The sequence below is a fragment of the Streptomyces niphimycinicus genome (assembly GCF_018883605.1).
Classification (GTDB): Bacteria; Actinomycetota; Actinomycetes; order Streptomycetales; family Streptomycetaceae; genus Streptomyces; species Streptomyces niphimycinicus.
Map to the genome: position 1 here is coordinate 1 of NZ_JAHLEM010000463.1, position 17,547 is coordinate 17,547.

Genomic DNA, 17,547 nt, shown 5'->3' on the forward strand with positions numbered 1-17,547 from the left:
CGCCGACGCCGCCGCCCGGCTGACCGCGGCGGCCGAGGCCGTGGCGGCGGGCCGCACCGGAGATCTCGGGGCGGGGCTGGCGGTCGGTACGGTGCCACCCGGTGAGCCGCCGGAGGCCGCCGTACCGGAGCCGGGCTCGCTGCCCGCCGACGCCCGCCCGGCCGCACTGGCCCGGCTCGCACAGCGCGCGGTCACCGGCGCGGGGCTCAGTCCGGTGGGGGAGCGCATACCCCCCATCACCCTGCCGCCGAGCCCGCTCGCCCCCCGCCACCACTGGGTGGTGGACGAGTCGGCACGCGCTCCCGAGGAAGCGGACACCGCCTCCGGGGCCGTGGGGGAGGGCCGGACCCCGGTGGGCTCGCCCGCCGCGGCGCGGGGCGGCGGGGCGTCCGCCGGGTCCATCGTGCTCGAAGAGCTGTCGCGGACCGGCGTCTTCCCGCTCGCCGACCTGACCGAGCGGATGCAACTGGTGACCGACCTCGGCTTCGACTCCCTGATGCTCCAGGAGCTGGAGGTCAACATCGGCAAGCGGATACCGGGATTCCGCACCGAGGAGATCTTCTCGCCCGACCTCACCGTGGCACGGCTGGTCGCACTGGTCGATCCGCACCTCACGCAGGAGCCGGCTGCCGGTGCGCCGCTGCCCCGGCAGACGCGGGCGGACTGGGACGCGGCGACCGCGTGCGCCGATGACTTCCCCGAGGTGCGGCAGTTCGAGGAGCGCCTGAGCGCGATCACCGGGAGCGGTGCGGACTTCCCGTACTTCCGGGTCCATCAGGGCAACATCCGCGACACGACCATGATCGACGGACGGCCGTACCTCTCCTTCGGCAGCTACAACTACCTCGGGCTCTCCGGCCATCCGGCGGTCAACGAGGCCGTGCACCAGGCGGTGGACCGGTACGGCACCTCGGTCTCCGCGAGCCGGGTGCTCTCCGGCGAACGGGAGCTGACCGTACGGCTGGAGCGGGCGCTCGCCGCCTTCCTCGGCGTCCCGGACTGCCTGGCGCTGGTGAGCGGCCACGCCACCAACGTCACCGCGATAGGGCATCTCGTGGGCGCGCGGGACCTGGTGGTGCACGACGCGCTGGCCCACGACAGCATCCTCCAGGGCTGCGCCTTGTCCGGGGCGGCGCGGCGCCCGTTCCCGCATAACGACATCGAGGGGCTGGAGGACGCGCTGCGGCGCAACCGGTCCCGGTTCAGGCGGGTGCTGATCGCCGTCGAGGGCGCCTACAGCATGGACGGCGACCTGGTCGACCTGCCCGCCGTGATCGAGCTGAAGCGGCGCTACGGTGCCCTGCTGATGGTCGATGAGGCGCACAGCATCGGCACCGTCGGCGAACGCGGCCGTGGCGTCGGCGAGTTCTTCGGCGTCGACCGGTCCGGCGTTGATCTGTGGATGGGCACCCTCTCCAAGACGTTCGCCAGTTGCGGCGGCTATCTCGGCGGCTCGGCCCGGATGGTGCGGTGGCTGCGGCATACGCTGCCCGGCTTCGTCTACAGCGTCGGGCTGACCCCCGCCAACGCGGCCGCGGCGCTGGCCGCCGCCGAGCTGATCCTCGCGGAACCGCACCGGGTGGCCGCCCTGCGGCGCAACGCGGAGCTGTTCCTGAGCCTGGCCGGCGCGGCCGGTCTGGCCACCGGCTCCAGCGCCCACACGCCGATCGTGCCGTGTGTGCTGGGCGACTCGGCGCGCACCCTGCGCATCGCGGACCGGCTGTTCGAGCGCGGTGTCATCGCCGATCCGATCTTCCACCCGGCCGTCGAGGAGGGGCTCGCCAGGCTGCGGTTCTTCATCACCAGCGAGCACCGTGAGGACGACATCCGGCGCACCGTGGCGATCCTGGCCGAGGAGGTGGCAGCCACCGGGGGATGAGGGGGGCACCGTCGGATCCATATCAGATCAGGGTGCGTTCGATCCGGCTGAGCATGGCGTCCTGTCCGGATTCCGCGGAGTCCTCGGCCGGGGCGGTGCCATGCCGCTCCTCGGTGCCGCCCACCCGCTGGGAGAGCAGATAGGCGATGATCTCCGCCTCCTGCTCCTGGACGTCGTCGTAGGTCGCGCGCAGGAGCATGTCACGCACGAGGTCGGGGTCGAGGTTGGGGAAGAGGAGGCGGGCGCTCGCCTCGTCCAGCCAACCCGCCCCGCGATGGCAGCAGATGATGTGGCCCAGCTCATGCAAGATGATGTGCTCCTGATGCGCGCTGGTCGTGTTGGCGTCGTAGAAGATGAGGTCCTCGTCGCGGGCGGCGACCCACATGCCGCACGGATGCGTCGCGGGCATCTGCATCGGGACCAGCGTGATGGGGCGGCCGCGGACCTCGCCGAGATAGCGGCAGAGCTCGGCCACATCCGCCATCTCCGGCAGGTCGAGGTCGGCGATCCGCCGCGCACCGGCCTTCCGGAGCTTCTTGAGCTGACTGCGCCGGTCGTGGTCGGCCGACCGTCCCTTGTTGGCGCCCCTCACTCAGCCGCACCCCTCATTCCTGGTCCGAGGTGTCGGTGACGGGCGGCAGGCCCTGAAGCTGCCGGTACTGGTCCATGATGGTCGTGATGGCCTCGAGGTTCTCCTTCTTCATCCCGGCCGCCCGCATCGCCACGGCGCGCACCCCGGCCTGCCGGAGCGCCTCGATGGCGGCGACCTCGCTGAGCACCGACTCGGCCACCTGGTCGTCGAAGAAGTAGGCCACCGACACGCCGAAGAAGCGCGCCAGGGCGGCCAGCAGGTCCGGTGAGGGATTGGAGCGCTTGCCCGTCCGCAACTGCGACAGATACACACCCCCGACCTTGAGCTCGGGGTTGGCCCGCTTCAGTTCCTCCGCCACCTCGGCGTTGGTCCAGTGCTTGCCCTTGGGACGAACCGTCTTGAAGAGGTCGTCCAGACGCACTGCCAGCGTGGGCCGGTCGTCAGTCTCGGACATGCGAATCTCCCTCCCTCACCTCCTCGGCTTTGCCCCCGGCTAATCGTCAGTTTCGCAGATTAGCGGTCAGTTGACAATCTGGCCCAACTCCGCCAACGTGGACCTCGCCGATAGCTGCCAGCTAACTCCGCTCACGGGGGTGGCCGAGTGAGTTGTCAGTCCTATCGGCCCAGCTCGGCCCGGCCTTGCCGGCCGTGCCGAGCTGGGCCGGGCGGGGGCCATCCGCTCGGCCCGGAAGAGGAAAACGGGGGAATCACGGGGGAAATCCCGCTCGGCCTGACGGGGGCAGACCGGGCGGGATCCCTCTCTCGGCGCTCTTTCTCAGCGCGTTTTGGCCAGCCGCCGGTAGGCGGACGCGACCTTGGTGAGCCAGACGACCTCGGCGGTGAAGTTGTCCGTGTCGCGGTCCTCGAAGTCGCCGGTGTCCGCGTTGTCATCGGGAATGGTGCCGGTGCGCTTGGCGTGCAGGGCCTGCCTGATCTGCGCCGCCTCGGCGAACGCCTGCCGGGACTCCTCGCTCCCCTTGGGGACCGCCTGGCCGTTGGGGACCGCCTGGCCGTCGCCGCCCGAGGTGCGGTCGATGTAGGGGCGCAACTCCCGCCAGCCGTCCCGTATTTCGATCACCCGCCGGTGCAACCGGTAGTTGAGGTCGGAGACCGCGGCCCCCGGCGGCTCCAGGACGATGTCCGGGGAGGACTCGTACAGATCCCGCCACAGCGGATACAGGGCCCGGTAGGACCGGTAACCGCGCGCCCAGTCCAGCAGCTTGGTGGCCGAGGGCCCCCAGGAGGAGATCGTCAGGGCCAGCGAGAGGGTGGCGATGCCCAGCGCGCTGAAGACGTTGGCGGCAATGGTCCAGCCGCCGATGTCGAGCCCGCCCGCGGCCGTGAGGATGTTGACCACCCTGGCCAGGCAGTAGAGGAACAGGATCACCGCGGCGACGGAGAGCATCCGCAGCGCCTGCCCCAGCGAGGTCCGGCCCGCCATCCGGGCGTAGGGCACGCACTGGCGCAGGATGGTCACGCACGGAACCGCCTGGGAGACCATGAAGACCAGGAGGTAGGTGAGGATCAGCGGCTGCCCGCTGCCGGTGTTGAAGTCCTCGGCCGGGTGCCCGGGGCCGTCGGCGATGAAGAACAGCGCCGTCAGCAGCGCGTCGAGGGCGATGCCGGTGATCAGCCAGTAGCGCGCCCCGCGCCCCGACTCCTCGGTGGCGGACGCCCAGTGCAGCAGGATGATCTGCGCGCTGACGCAGAAGGCCACCGCCGACAGATGCATCACCAGGATCGCGAGGTTGCCGACGCCCAGGAAGCGCTCGCTTCCCATCGCGAAGGCACCCATCGTGAAGGTGAGGCACTGGAGCAGCAGGGTGATCACGAGAGTGCGGTAGGCGGTGTCCCGCCAACTGCGCCTGACCTGGAACAGTCGGTAGATCAGCGCGGCATACGACGAGAGCGCCGCGATGACGAAGAGTGAAGTCTTGATGGTGGTCACGGCCCTTTCCCCCACAGGTGCCGAACGGTTTCAGTCGGTGTGCTCGCCCAGGGGAACCACGAGTCCGATCCCCTCGGCCGCCACCGCGATGGCGTGGTCGAAGAACGCGGTCTCGTCCCGGACGCTGTCATGGGTACGGCTGAAGACCTGGAAGACCAGCAGCCCGACCAGACTGCTCCACAGCACGATGCCGCGCTCGATGAGGTCCGCGAACGGAGCCTCGGGCACCCCGCCGAAGAGCGCCTCGGCATCGGGGAGAAGCAGCGACGGCCCCGGCATCTGACGCCGGGGGGCGCTCAGTTCACCGGCCTCCAGCGCCGAACGCACGATGCCGGCCAGCACCGCGGGGGTGCGTGAGGCGGGCGGGACGGTGTCCTGCGGGGCGTGATAGCCCGGCACGGGCGAGCCGTAGACCAGCGTGAACTCGGCCGGGTTGGCGAACGACCAGCGCCGCAGCGCGCGGGTGGCCGCGAGGAGCCGCGCGCCCGCCGGCGCGCCGGCCTCCCTGGCCGCCTGATCGGCCTGCTCCATCGCGGCGCCGGACTCGTTGTAGGCGTCGATGAGCAGCGCGGTCAGCAGCGCGTCCCGATGCGGAAAGACGGCTTCCACATCGCTGACGGAGAGTCCGCCCTCATGGGCGACGGCGTCCAGGGTCAGCCCTCCGGCCCCCAGTTTCACCAGCAGTTGGCGCGCTGTGGCCTTGATGACCGCCTGCGGCCTGGTGTTTTCATCGGCGGAAGGTGTTCCGGAAACATCCATGGGCCAAACCGTACCGGTGCGACCACGCTTCGCGCCCTGTGGACCCTCACCCTTCAGGGGTCTTCGCGGCTATCGTGAGCGGGAGGTGAGGGGCTGGACGGGGCTCGGCGGGGAACCCGCGCCGACGCCGCGAGGGAGGGGCTGCTGTGGACGGCGGCACGGTGGGGCTGCGGATCGCATCGGCAGTGGTCGTGCCGGTGGTCAAACGGCTGCTGCTGCCGCCCGCGAGCGCGCCGGGGGCGGAGTACGGCGAGCGGCCCGTACCGATCCGCCGGCTGGTCTCCTTCGCCCGGGAGCACCGCACCCTCACCGAGGACGATCTGCACAAGCTCGCCCGCGAGCTGGTCCGCCGCGCCGTGCGGGCCGCCGGGCCGCACGATCCGCCGATCGGCGCCGACGAGCACGACTCCGTCGGGCAGGCGCTGACCCGCACCCTGCACGCCCTCGGCGATCTCGACATGGACGACGTCCACGCCTTCGCGCTCGGCCCCGAGCGGCTGGCCGCCGAGCTGTCCCGGCGAGCCGGCCCCGACACCCGCAGGCTGCTGAGCGACGACGCCGCCCGCTTCCACGACCGGCTCCTGGAGACGGCCTGCCTCCACCTCATGCGCTTCTTCAGCCAGCGGCCCGGATTCGCGGCCCGAGCCCAGATCGAGCAGAGCCGCGAGATCCGGGAGCAGAGCGAGAAATTGGACTCGATCCTGCGGCGGCTGCCGGACATCAGCCACCAGGACATCCAGTTCGAGGAGGAGTACGCGCGCTACGTCGTCGAGTGCCACGGCAGGCTCACGATCTACGGCGTCGACCTCCGCGAACCGGACGGCCAGGACTGGCCGCTGGAGACCGCCTATCTGAGCCTGGAGGCCAGGCCGTACCGCGACGGCACCGACCGGTTGCCGGTGGTGGGCGGCGAGCCCGGCGCCGACCGGGACACCGAGGCCGAGCGGGCCGCGGGCCCCGCCGAGGCGGTCTTCGCCAGCCATGAGCGCGTCCTGCTGCGCGGCGTCGCCGGCACCGGCAAGACCACCCTAGTCCAGTGGCTGGCCCTCTCCACCGCGCAGCAGGACCGGGTGCCGGGCGGGCTCTCGCAGCTCTTCGGCCGCGTCCCCTTCGTCCTGCCGCTGCGCACCCTGGCGCGCAGGGACTCCGAACTGCCCATGCCCGACGACTTCCTGCGCTGGATCGGCTGCCCGCTGGTGGGCACCGAGCCCGACGGCTGGGCCGCGCGGGTGCTGCGGCACGGGCGCGGCGTGCTCCTGATCGACGGGGCCGACGAGATCCCGAAGGACGACCGGGCCCGCGTGCGGGCCTGGCTGAAGAAGCTGCTCGCCGTCTTCCCCGGCAATCTGTGGCTGCTCACCTCCCGCCCCTCGGCCCTCGAACGGGGCTGGCTGGCCCGCGAGGGCTTCCAGGAGTTCGCGCTCGCCGCGATGCGGCCCGCCGATATGAAGCAGTTCATCCGGCGCTGGCACACCGCGGCCGGAGCCTCGCCGGAGCTCGGCGAGTCGCTCTCGCTGTCGCTGCGCAGCAGCCCCGAGCTGAGCCGGCTGGCGACCAATCCGCTGATGTGCGGCCTGATCTGCGCCCTGCACCGGGAGCGGCGCGGCTTCCTGCCCCAGGGCCGCGCCTCCCTGTACGAGGCGGCGCTCTCCATGCTCCTGGAGCGCCGCGACCTGGAGCGCGAGGTCTACGGCCGCAGCCGTCCGGCACTGGACCAGAAGTCGGCCACCGAGCCGCTCCAGAGGCTCGCGTACTGGCTGATCCGCAACGAGCGGACACAGCTCGACCGCCCCGACGCGGTGAACGTGGTGCGGCGGCTCCAGCCCTCCGTCCCCCGCCTCGCGGACGTCGGAACGGCGGAGGAGGCCCTTCAGCATCTGCTGGAGCGCTCCGGTCTGCTGCGCGAACCGGCCCCGGGCGCGGTCGACTTCATCCACCGCACCTTCCAGGACTTCCTGGGCGCCAGGGCCGTGCTGGAAGAGCGCGACATGGGCATGCTGGTGAACAACGCACACCTGGACCAGTGGGAGGACGTGGTGCAGATGGCCGTCGCACAGGCTCGCCACCAAGAGCGTGCCGACCTGCTGACCCGCCTGCGCGAGCGGGGCGACCGGGAGCAGGACGCCACCGTCCAGGCGCGGCTGCGGCTCCTCGCCCTCGCCTCCCTCGAACAGGCCACCCGCCTGGAGCCCACGGTGCGCGAGGCCATCGAGGACCGGGCCGCCCGGCTGCTGCCGCCGCGCAGCCTGCGGGAGGCCAGGTCACTGGCGCAGACGGGCCCGCTGCTGCTGGGCCTGCTGCCCGACGCCAAGGACCTGGAGGGCGACGAGGAGCTGGCCACCGTCCACGCGATCTGCCAGATCGGCGGGGACGCCGCCATCCCCAGGCTCCGCGAGTTCCTCGGCACCGGCCAGCCCGCGGTGCGCGCCCAACTCCTCGCCCACTGGGACAGATTCGACACCAAGGTGTACGCGGAGGAGATCGTACGGCCGCTCCTCGACACCGCCCCCGAGGAGATCGTCACGGTGCGCTCACCCGCCGAGCTGGAGGCGCTGCGCACCATGTCCGGCTATCAGCGCGTGGGCCTGCACGGCGACTTCGACCCGGCGGAGATCCGCGCCTCGGTCGACCCGCGCCACCTGCGCGAGCTGCGCCTGCGGGGCACCCTGCAACTGGAGGACCTCGCCCTGCTCTCCGCCTACCCCGAGCTGGAGACGGTCGCTTTGCAGGGCTGCCGGAACGTCAAGGACCCCGCGCCGCTGACCCGGCTGCCCCGGCTGCGGAGGCTGGAGCTGCGCGACCTCCCCCAGTTCGAGCCCCTGCTGAAGCTGGCCGACTGCCCCCGGCTGGAGGGGCTCCTGGTCGGGCCGGAGGTGCCCTGGCGCGGTCTGCCCGACCTTCCGCGCCCCGCCGAGCTGCGGCTGCTCTCCCTGCCGTCGTCGGCGGCGCAGCTCGCGGGGATCGTGGAGTGCCGGAAGCTGGAGGAGCTGCGGCTACAGGACGCCAGCGAGCGCCTGGCGCCGGACGAATGGGGCTCCCTCATCGCCGAGTTGCCCCATCTGCGCAAGCTGACGCTCTCCCCGCAGCAGCTCAGCATGCTGCTGTTCGCCCCTCGTACCGAGATCCCCCAGGTCACGCACCTGGACGTATGGGCCAGGGCCGGTTCCGCGGTTCCGCTGCGGCGGATAGCCAGGCGCCTTCCGGGGCTCGAGGAGATCCATCTGTCGCAGGTCGCGGAGCTCGACCTCGCCTCCCTCGCCGGACTGCCCCGGCTGCGCCGGGTGCGGCTGGTCTACCCGGGCGAGATCCGCGGCGCGGACTCGCTCCCCGACAGCGTGGAACTCGACATCTACCCGCACCCCTGACCGGCACCGCCGCATACCCGGCACACACCTGGCACGCACCCGGCTCACACCCGGTGTCGCGATTACCTGGTGGGATGTTTACCCAACGGGTAAGTTCATGAATGTAGGCGTAGTTGGTACGGATGGTAGTTGGTACGGATGTCAGCGGCTGATGTCTCGGGGGAGCGGTGCCGCCCGTCTCCGAGGTCACGGCTGCCGGGCAGCAGAGGACGACTGAGGCGGGACGCAGCAGGATGCGCGTATCGGAAGGGTCACCGCTCTATGGCCGGGACCCTCTGCTGCGCTCGCTCGTCCCCCGGCTGACCGGCCTGGCCTATGACGAGCGGTCCCGGGTGGGCCGCGAGCACCAGGGCGATCTGCCCGTGGTGCTGGTGACGGGATACCACGGCATGGGGCGCAGCGCGGTGCTCGAAGAGCTGGCCGCGCGCTACCGGGACCGGCTGCCGCTGGCCCACGTCCGCGCCGTGGCCACCGAACCCGAGACCTTCCCGCCCGCCCCGGCCGACGGCCGCGCCCCCACCGCCTCGACCCTCGTCGAGATCCTCACGGAGCTGGTGTGCGGGCTCGCCCCCGATGTGCGCCGCCGCTTCCCCGTCCTGGTGCCCGGCCTGTTCGCCGTCTCCGGCTGGTACCGCGGCAACGGCGAGCAGCGCGACGTGGCCTGCCTGACGTTCGCCCGGCTGCTGCTCGCCTGCCGCCTCGCCGACGGCGATGAGAACGCGCTGAGGCACGCCTGGGCCACCGCCGTCGAAGGCCGTCTGGAGACGACCGGCGCGCAGACCGACGCGGAGTGGGGCCGGGATGCGGTCACCGCCGCCGTGGTGGCGGAGTACACCGACCGGTATCAGCCTGCCGCGGCACAGGAGTGGTACCGGCGGCGCTTCCCGAGGGGCGCGGACGGCCAGGATCCGCTGGTGCTGCTCGGGGAGTGGTTCCAGCGCGGCGGCGACTACCGGCACGCCGCCGAGCAGAGCCTGATGGCCGCCTTCCTCCACGATGTCGCCTCCTCCTACGGCAGGATTCAGCGGTGGAACCGGGAGCCCTGGCCGCTGATCCTGCTCGACGACGCCCACTGCCCGCCGGGGCAGGACTTCCTCGACCTCCTCCTCGAGCACCGCGCGCTGCCCGAGCGCCCCGACCACGAGGAGCTCGTCGTCGTGGCCACCCGCCTCGGCGGCTTACCGGAGAACGCGTCCGCCGCCATCCGCCGCGACCTGCCCGATCTGGTGAAGTCCTCCGGCTGGCAGCGCAAGGGCCTGGCCCCGTCCGCCGGACTGCTCGCCGTCCCCCTCACCCCGCTGAGCCGGGACGACATCCTGCCCCTTCTGGTGCCGGACTGGCCCGCCCGGCCGCTCCACCCCTATCTCGCCTCCGCCGTGCACTCCCTGACCGGCGGGCATCCCGCGGTGACCACCGTCCTGTGCGCGGCGGTCCTGGACGCCACCAAGCGGGGCCGCGGCGTGGGCCCGCGCGACCTCCTCGAACTCCACGCCGACGACGGCCGCGCCGTCACCGAAGCACTCCTGGAGCGGCTGCTCCCCAACCGCCGCCAGCGCGACCGGCTGACCCTGCTCTCACTCGCCCGCGACAGCACCGCGGCCGAGGCGCTGGCCGAGAATCTGCGCCTCCAGGGCCCGGACCAACTGCCCGCCAACTCCGCCACCGACTACCTCGAAGAGCAGCAGTGGCAGCAACTCACCCCGCCCGACCAGCCGTTGGTCACCGACGCGCTGCTGCGGACACTGCTCGTACACGAGGCGCGCCGCACCTCCGCACGGGCCGAGGACGGCCGCAGTTGGCAGGACATCCACCGCTTCCTGCGGATGCACCACGCCCAGCGCGGGGAGAGCGGCGAGGCGGACGCCCTGCGGCACACCCTCGCGGCCGGAAACGCGGAGACGGTGGTGGCCATGCTGACCGAGGAGTTCCAGTCGGAGAAGGACGCCCATGCCGCCGCCCACTGGCTGCTGTGCCTGCGGTACGCCGCCACCGCGCCCACCCCACCGGCCGCGGAGTGGACCGACGAACGGATGCAGATCGCGCTGGGCGCGCACGACGGCCGGTACGCCGAACTGCATGAGATCGAGCGCTGTGTGAACCGGCTGCTGCACGCCCTGTGGCATGTGTCCGAGCCGCACGCCGAGCCGGACCCCGATATGTGCAAGGCGGTCGGCGAAGAGCTGGCCTACCTCTCCCCGCGCCACCCGTCCTGGCACGCCGTCCTGGGGCAGGCCGCCCGCAGTTGGCCCGCGGCGGCACGGAAGAAGCGCCCCTTCCCTATCTCCGGTCAGTGAGGAAGCATGCTGTTCCGTCTGTTCCGCCGTCACCCTCGTGAGTGGGGGCCGCTCGAATGGCTGGCCGTCGTCGGACTCGGCGCCCTGGTCGCCGCAGCGATCACCGTCGTCGTCAACGTGGTGCAGGGCCCCGGCAGGTGTGGTGACGATCTGCGGGACATCGACGGCGACTGCGTGGGCGTCACCGCGGAAGCCTTCGAGGCCGACCCGGGCATCGAAAGCCTCATCGGGGCGGTGGCGGACGAGAACGCGCGGGTGCGGCGGGACTGGGAGGATCCGCCCAGCGGGCCCAAGATCCCGTATGTGCGGATCGCGCTGATGATGCCCTTCACCGCGGACGACCACAGCGCCATGACGGTGGACATGATCCGCCGCGGGCTCGCCGGTGCCCTGGCCGCCCAACGGCAGGCCAACCGCTTCGGCGGGCCGCACTACCAACTGCTGCTCGCCCCCGACGGCCGGAACCTCGACCGCTGGGAGCCCGTCGTCGACCGCCTCGCCGAGCTGTCCAAGGACACCCGGGCGCCGCTGGTCGGCGTGACCGGCATCCCGAGCAGCACCCCCGAGACCCGAAGAGCCATCGCCGCGCTCAGCAAGCACAGCATCCCCACCGTCGGCCCGGTCATCACCGCGGCCAACATGAACTCCCCGTACTTCTTCAAGACCTCGCCCAACAACGACCAGTTCGCCCGCGCCCTGGGGCTCTACCTGGACAAGAAACCGGCCGGCCACCGGGGCTTCCTGGTCTGGGACAACCGCAGCGAGGACGTCTACTCCCAGAACCTGCGCAGCGTCTTCGAGCGGCACTTCGGCACGGCGTACGACCTGACCAACCACAACTCGAACTTCACCGGCACCTCCGGAACCGACAAGGGCATCCCCCAGCGGTTCACCGACGCCGTGCAGAAGATCTGCAACGAGAAGTCCGACACCGTCTTCTTCGCCGGCCGCGACCAGGACCTGCCCGCGTTCATGGAGCGCATGGCGCAGGAGGGAAGCTGCGGGCGCACTACGACGCTGCGCATCCTGAAGGTCGGCATCGGCCTGGAGCCCACGCTCACCGGGGACGCGCCCGCCCGGTGGCTGGACGAGGCACGGGCCACCATCGTGGACGCCTCCTCCGTCGACCCCGCCTGGTGGGCGGGGAAGAGCACCCCCAAGAAGGCGCTCGGCCGCTTCCTCGACCGCTTCGAGGAGATACGCAAGCAGCACAAGCTGGGCAGCAAGCCGCTGGACGACGGCTACGCCGTGATGTACCACGACGCCTTCGCGCTGCTCGCGGGCGCCGTGGACCGCACCTTCGCCGAGATCAACGAGGGCGGCAAGAAGGCCCCGGAGGCGATGAGCATCCCGACCAAGGACGATGTGTACAACACCCTCATCATCCCGAGCATCGCCGGCAACTCATGCAGCTCCTGCCTGGTCGGCGCCGGAGGGACCTACGGCTTCGAGGGCCCGGGCAAGAACGACCAATGGGCCGTCTGCAAGCCCGTACCCGTCGTCGAGTTCCCGTCGAGCACTCGCTCCGGCGCCCCGGGCGCGGCCGCCCTCTACCGCACCTACCGCGGTGGCTCCAAGAACTCCTGCCCCTCCTGACGCGACGCGGCAGTGGCGGCTCAATCCGTCTTGCGCGCCACGCCGCCGTAGTAGCCGATCTCGCCGGGCCTGGTCGGCGGCGGGGCGTCCGGGCGCCAGAACGGGACCTCGGCCAGACCGGGCTCGACCAGGGTGAAGCCGTCGAAGAGCCGCTCGACCTCGGCGCGGGACCGCAGGTTCAAGGTGGCGGTGGCGTTGTTGTACACGGCCTGGGCGGCGCTGCGGTCGGCGAAGTCGCCCGTGGCGTGGGAGAGCACCAGGAAGCTCCCGGCCGGCAGCCCGTCGCGCAGGGTGGCGAGCACCCGCTCGGGCTCCTCCGCCTCGGTGAGGAAGTGGACGATGGCGACGAGGAGCAGCGCCACCGGCTCGTCGAAGTCGATGACCTGGCGGACCTCGGGGTGATCCAGGATGGCCCGCGGGTCGCGCAGGTCGGCCAGCGCGATGCTGGTGGCGGCGGAGCCGCGGAGAAGCACATTGGCGTAGGTGTTGACGATCGGGTCGTTGTCCACGTACGCGACGCGCACCTCAGGTGCCAACTCCCGGGCGATCTCATGCACATTGGGGGAGCTGGGCAGCCCGGTGCCGATGTCGAGGATCTGCCGGATGCCGCTGCCGACCACATGGCGCACCGCGCGCCGCAGGAAGTCGCGGTTGGCCCGTACGCCGCTCCACACCTCGGGCGCCGCGGCGGCGAGCCGGCCACCCGCCTCGCGGTCCACCTCGTAGTTGTTCTTGCCGCCCAGCAGGTAGTCGTAGATCCGGGCAGGGTGCGGCCTGCTGGTATCGATCTCCTCGGCGCGGAAGCCGTTCTCCGTCACGCTGTTGCTCCTCTCGACGGCCGTCACGGCCCCCGCATGCGTGTCCGGCTGTCGAACAGCTTCCCATATCGACGCCGCGCCCGGCCGCCGGAGTTCACCCGCGGCCGGCCACCCGGTGTCAGGCGGGCCCGGCGGCCTTTGCCTCGGCGGGCGTTGCTTCCTCGGCCTTTGCTTCGGCGGGCGTTGCGTCAGTGGCCTCTGCTTCGGTGGGCACTGCCTCGGAGGGAGTTGCCTCAGCCGCCGCTGCCTCGGCCGCCGCTGCCGCCGCCGCGGCTGCGCGCGCCTGGCCCTTGCGGCGTGACCGCTTGCCGTACACGCCCGTCCACACGCCGAGGGAGGCGAGCACGGCGTAGATCAGGACCGGGCTCAGGATCACCATGGTGTCGGTTCTCAGCGTGTACGACAGCACGATCCGGACCGCGGACTCCATGCAGTAGGCCACGCCCCAGACGGTCGTCATCGTCAGCATGGCCTTGCGGAAGCCATCGACGTTCCACAGGCCGTTCCACCAGGCGGTGCTCGCCTCGGTGCCGTCGGTGGCGAACTTGCGCCCCAAGTAGAACATCAGCGGGCGCGGCGTCAGCAGCGTCGCCAGGCACAGCAGCCCGAAGAGCCCGGTGACGGCCGAGTCCTTGATCAGCAGGGCGCGGGCCGAGTGCGCGCCGACGGTCGACACCACGGCGGTGATCACGATGAACACGAGGGTGACGATGGCGAGTTCATCGAGACGGCGGCGCCAGGCGATGTGCACGGCGCCGTCGACCACCGGCCACGCGCTGCTCAGCAGCAGCGCGGCGAATTCGCTCCAGCCGTGGTCGCGCAGCGCGTTGTAGGTCAGGATCGGCGCGGCGACGTTGAGGGTGAGAGTGACGACCCAGCCGAGAATGGCGGCGCCCCTGGACCGGGCGGGTGCGGCCGGTCGGTCGCTGATCGGTGGTGCTTGTGGATCGGGTGCGCTCGAAGCGCCTTGCGTGGTGGTGTCCTGAGTGAGCACGGTTCCCCTGTAAGTGTTTCTGGTGGTGCGAGAAAAGAGAAACGTAAAGCAGCCATGTCGTAAGAGGACAGTGTCGGGACATCAAATGTCGCCAAAATCTCGGCAGAAGGTTGTTTCAAGCGGCCGGTATCGGTCAAGTGGCTGCTCGGAGCGGTATTCCGTGACCCTCTTCGGTGTTTTGGGGCGTCAAAGGCCATTGCGGTGAGAGGACCCGAGAAAAGCCCTTTGTGAACACGATCCGGTAAACGACAGTTTCCGTGGTGTAAGGGCGCACCCGGAAAATCCGGTCGCCACCCCCGATAGCGGGTCATTGCGGGGCTTCTCCGTACACCTGGGTGACCTGGAGGAGTGTCGTTCGTTGGGCGTCCTGCGCGGACCGTCCCACTGTGGGCGCCGGCGCGGTGAGCCAGGGAGGGTGGCATGTTCGTCCGGCTGGGGCGTTTCGACGTCGCGCGCAGGGTCTGGGTGCTCGCGGGGGCGGTGCTGGTGCTGGTGGTCTCCTGCTGGGCGTGTTCCGGGCTGTCCGGGCGGCTCAGCTACGGCGGCTTCATGGCACCGGCCGCCGAGGCGACCCGGGCCGCGGACGCGATCCGGACCGAGGTGGGGGAGGGTGGCGCGCTGCCTGGCCTGGTGTGGGGTCTTGTGGCCGTAGGCCATCTTCTTCAGATGGCGGCGTTCGGCAGTGGTCAGCACCACCGTCACGGCAGCGCATATGGGCATAGTGAGCCGACAGCTCTCGTTCGTACAGATGTTGAGCGGCGGGGACGAGTCAAGGGAGTTACGGGCGGGCGCCCCGGTTACACGCGGCGCCTGCGGACTCGTTCAACTACCATGCTGCGTACGCAGTTCACAGGGTGATGGCGATGGCGATATTCGGCTTCTTGGGCAGGTGTAAAACCTTGACGAACCAGTTGCCGATCCGGGACGTGATGTACCGCTTGCCGAGCAGGTCCTGCGCGGCCATGGTGCTGTCCTGGTCGAGCAGCCGGGCGGTGCCGGGAAGGGACGCTGCGCCCGTGGAGGTCCGCCCCCGCAGATCGCAGACGGTCACGGTCACGGCGCTGTTGTTGCGGATCCGCTTGACCTTCCAGGAGCCGGCGGGCGTCACGACGAGGATCTCGCCCTGAGGACCTGCCACATGCCAGACGGGCGTCGGGACCGGGGACCCGTCCTTGCGGTAGGTGGTGAGGCTGATGTACTTGCTGCGTCGGATCTCGTCCATGGCTGGCACGCTCGGAAGCCTCGATCTTTCGTGATGGTCCGACCCTCTGGCCCCGGGGGCGCGTCGGACGATTTCCATGTCACTGCCGAGGACGGCGGCGTGTTCTGCGGCGCCTCCCGTGGTGTGGACACTCTGACCAATGGATCTTGTAGATCCGAGGAAGGGTGTCCTGGTAGGACGTAAGTCTCCGTATACCGGTGGAGTTCAGGAATGATGCCGTCGCGCTGTACCGCACGGCGGGTGGGAAGCGCACCTACGCGGCGGCGGAGGTCGGGGCCCGGCGAGACGCAGCGCAGTAAGGTGCGCCGACCTGTCGCGCCGCCGGCGCCACCTGTTCGGACGCCACGCAGGTCGCAACGTCCTAGTCCGGGCGGCGGGCCAGAGAAGCGAGGATGATCTCCCGCGCGGCGTGGACCGTGGCCGTGAAGGCGGCCGGGTCCCGGCCGATGCGTTCGGCGCCGCTGCGTAGGGCACCGGACAGCAGCTCCACCGTGAGGTGCACATCGCCGACGTCGCGGAACTCCCCGCGCGCTATGCCGTCCTGGACGACGTTCTCCACTTCGACCACGATCGCGTTGAACGGGTTGTCCGGCCCCTTCGGTACTTCGGCGACCAGTGGGCCGGAGCCCGGCTGGAACATCAGCTGCATGGCCTGGTCCGTGCACGCCTTCAGGACCGCCTCGATGATCTCCCGCATCCGCTCCGAGGCCGGGTCCGAGGACCGCGCGGCGATCGCGGCCACACACTCGAGCATGGGCCGGCTCGCCCGCTGAGTCAGCGCCATAACCAGACCATGCTTGTCGCGCGCGTAGTTGTACAACGTGTTGCGCGCGAGCCCGGCCCGAGCCGCGATATGGCCCATGTTGATCGAGTCGTAGTTGCGTTCGAGCAGCAGCTGCTGCATCGCCTCGGCGAGGTCGGACCACACCATCTCGTGGTGCTCTTCTATGCTGGCTCCCCGGATCCGCGGCATCCGATCATCCTCTCCTCGTCGCGGCTTTCCTCGCGCCCCGGGTCTGTCTCCCCGCCCTGCACGGCGGCCGTGCGGGGCGCGTGTTGTGCGCTGTATCTCAAGAAGCGCGTGGATCAACTTCGGCCCTGGCCGTTAGGCGTCCTGCCCAGCGGCCAGGGCGGCACCCGCCAGATGCGGGTTCTCCTGGTGGCTCGCGGTGAGCCTTACGCGGCTGAGGCGCCAGCCATCCGCCGTGCGGACCGCCTCGTTGTCGTAGAAGCCGACCACCAGCCAGCGGTCGGGTCCGCCGTCGGCCAGCTCCTGCGGGACCCAGTGTTCGGCGCGGACGTGCGCGTGGACGGTCGCGCGGTCGCCATCGATATCGATCACGTGGCCGGTGATGGTGTGGTGCGTTGCGATGAAAGGTGCAAAAGCGCCGCGGAGAGCCTCGACGTAGTCGCCGAGCGGCACGGTCATGGGCGGAATACCGGCGACCGACTCGAAGTCGACCGTGACCGGGTCGGCCAGGACGAGGCCGGGCAGTTCGGTGAACTCCTTCAGGTCCGCGATGTCGGCGTACCGGCCTATCAGTTCGAGGAGATCAGCGCGATCACTGAGCGCGTTCATGGGGAACCCCTTCTTATTCGCTGCGGCGACACCGGAGTGGCGCACCTTTATGCGACTACCTGTCGCATAGATTACGACGGGTAGTCGCAAAACTCAAACCTTGGGCACGCGTGCGGTGCCACTCACGGTCAGGACTGCGCTCGTATGACATCGGCGACGCTCACCTTGCAGGCGAAGCGCCGCTCCTGGCCTGCGGTCTCACCGCGCTTTCCGTAGCAGCCCGACCAAGATCCAACTCATTGCCACCGTGATGACGATGCCCCTCGAGCCCCCCCCGGCGGCATGCGGTACGTCGCCGGCCACCTGGCCGCCGCGTGGAGTCCGATGCGCGACCTTGTTTCGGTCGACATCAGGTCCGGCCACCCACCTGGGCATCTCAATGGCCGTCGACGCCGCCGAACTTACTTTCGCGCGAGAGGGTTTGGCGTCAGCCGGACGTGGCCAATATGCCTGAAGGCCCCTTGGAGCCGGGCGAGTTGGGAATCACCTACTTCCCCGACT

Annotated in this window: 13 protein-coding genes; 4 read left to right on the forward strand and 9 right to left on the reverse strand. The window is 70.6% G+C overall.

What is annotated here, in order from left to right; genetic code table 11:
• On the forward strand, positions 1–1,879 hold a 1,879-nt coding region (locus KN815_RS32850; RefSeq protein ID WP_216345502.1), incomplete at its 5' end, for an aminotransferase class I/II-fold pyridoxal phosphate-dependent enzyme.
• Between the two features lie 22 nt (positions 1,880–1,901).
• Here the strand turns inward: KN815_RS32850 and KN815_RS32855 are convergent.
• The 4 genes from KN815_RS32855 to KN815_RS32870 all read right to left on the reverse strand — a co-directional run bounded on the left by KN815_RS32855 (position 1,902) and on the right by KN815_RS32870 (position 5,178).
• A complete protein-coding gene (locus tag KN815_RS32855) occupies positions 1,902–2,471 on the reverse strand; it encodes a toxin (protein WP_216345503.1) in 570 nt (189 codons plus the stop codon).
• A gap of 13 nt (positions 2,472–2,484) precedes the next feature.
• Positions 2,485–2,925, reverse strand: coding sequence for a helix-turn-helix domain-containing protein (locus tag KN815_RS32860; protein WP_216345504.1), 441 nt, complete (start codon positions 2,923–2,925; stop codon positions 2,485–2,487).
• A 321-nt stretch (positions 2,926–3,246) separates the two neighbouring features.
• Positions 3,247–4,419, reverse strand: a complete 1,173-nt coding sequence (locus tag KN815_RS32865; protein WP_216345505.1) for an MAB_1171c family putative transporter — start codon at positions 4,417–4,419, stop codon at positions 3,247–3,249.
• 30 nt (positions 4,420–4,449) lie between these two features.
• A complete protein-coding gene (locus tag KN815_RS32870) occupies positions 4,450–5,178 on the reverse strand; it encodes a TetR/AcrR family transcriptional regulator (protein WP_216345506.1) in 729 nt (242 codons plus the stop codon).
• Positions 5,179–5,324: 146 nt separating this feature from the next.
• On the opposite strand from KN815_RS32870, the gene KN815_RS32875 reads away from it, so the two are divergent.
• The 3 genes from KN815_RS32875 (at position 5,325) to KN815_RS32885 (ending at position 12,433) form a co-directional block, all read left to right on the forward strand.
• Entirely contained in the window at positions 5,325–8,543 is a 3,219-nt protein-coding gene (locus KN815_RS32875; RefSeq protein ID WP_216345507.1) for an NACHT domain-containing protein, read from the forward strand.
• Between the two features lie 233 nt (positions 8,544–8,776).
• Complete coding sequence (locus KN815_RS32880; RefSeq protein ID WP_216345508.1) at positions 8,777–10,837, forward strand: ATP-binding protein; 2,061 nt, start codon at positions 8,777–8,779, stop codon at positions 10,835–10,837.
• 6 nt (positions 10,838–10,843) lie between these two features.
• Positions 10,844–12,433 carry an ABC transporter substrate-binding protein gene (locus tag KN815_RS32885; RefSeq protein WP_216345509.1) on the forward strand — a complete coding sequence of 530 codons (1,590 nt, stop codon included), beginning with the start codon at positions 10,844–10,846 and terminating at the stop codon, positions 12,431–12,433.
• Between the two features lie 20 nt (positions 12,434–12,453).
• Here KN815_RS32885 and KN815_RS32890 read toward each other — a convergent pair whose 3' ends face one another.
• The 5 genes from KN815_RS32890 to KN815_RS32910 all read right to left on the reverse strand — a co-directional run bounded on the left by KN815_RS32890 (position 12,454) and on the right by KN815_RS32910 (position 17,046).
• On the reverse strand, positions 12,454–13,251 hold the full coding sequence (locus KN815_RS32890; RefSeq protein WP_216345510.1) for an SAM-dependent methyltransferase: 798 nt from the start codon (positions 13,249–13,251) through the stop codon (positions 12,454–12,456).
• Positions 13,252–13,369: 118 nt separating this feature from the next.
• Positions 13,370–14,245: a VC0807 family protein gene (locus KN815_RS32895; RefSeq protein WP_253209386.1), complete on the reverse strand. Its 876-nt coding sequence runs from the start codon at positions 14,243–14,245 to the stop codon at positions 13,370–13,372.
• Between the two features lie 847 nt (positions 14,246–15,092).
• Positions 15,093–15,467: a PPOX class F420-dependent oxidoreductase gene (locus KN815_RS32900; protein ID WP_216345511.1), complete on the reverse strand. Its 375-nt coding sequence runs from the start codon at positions 15,465–15,467 to the stop codon at positions 15,093–15,095.
• A gap of 361 nt (positions 15,468–15,828) precedes the next feature.
• Positions 15,829–16,440 (reverse strand): TetR/AcrR family transcriptional regulator, encoded by a 612-nt coding sequence (locus KN815_RS32905; RefSeq protein WP_216345512.1) that lies wholly within the window; start codon positions 16,438–16,440, stop codon positions 15,829–15,831.
• Positions 16,441–16,572: 132 nt separating this feature from the next.
• Complete coding sequence (locus tag KN815_RS32910) at positions 16,573–17,046, reverse strand: nuclear transport factor 2 family protein (RefSeq protein WP_216345513.1); 474 nt, start codon at positions 17,044–17,046, stop codon at positions 16,573–16,575.
• Between the last annotated feature and the right edge of the window lie 501 nt (positions 17,047–17,547).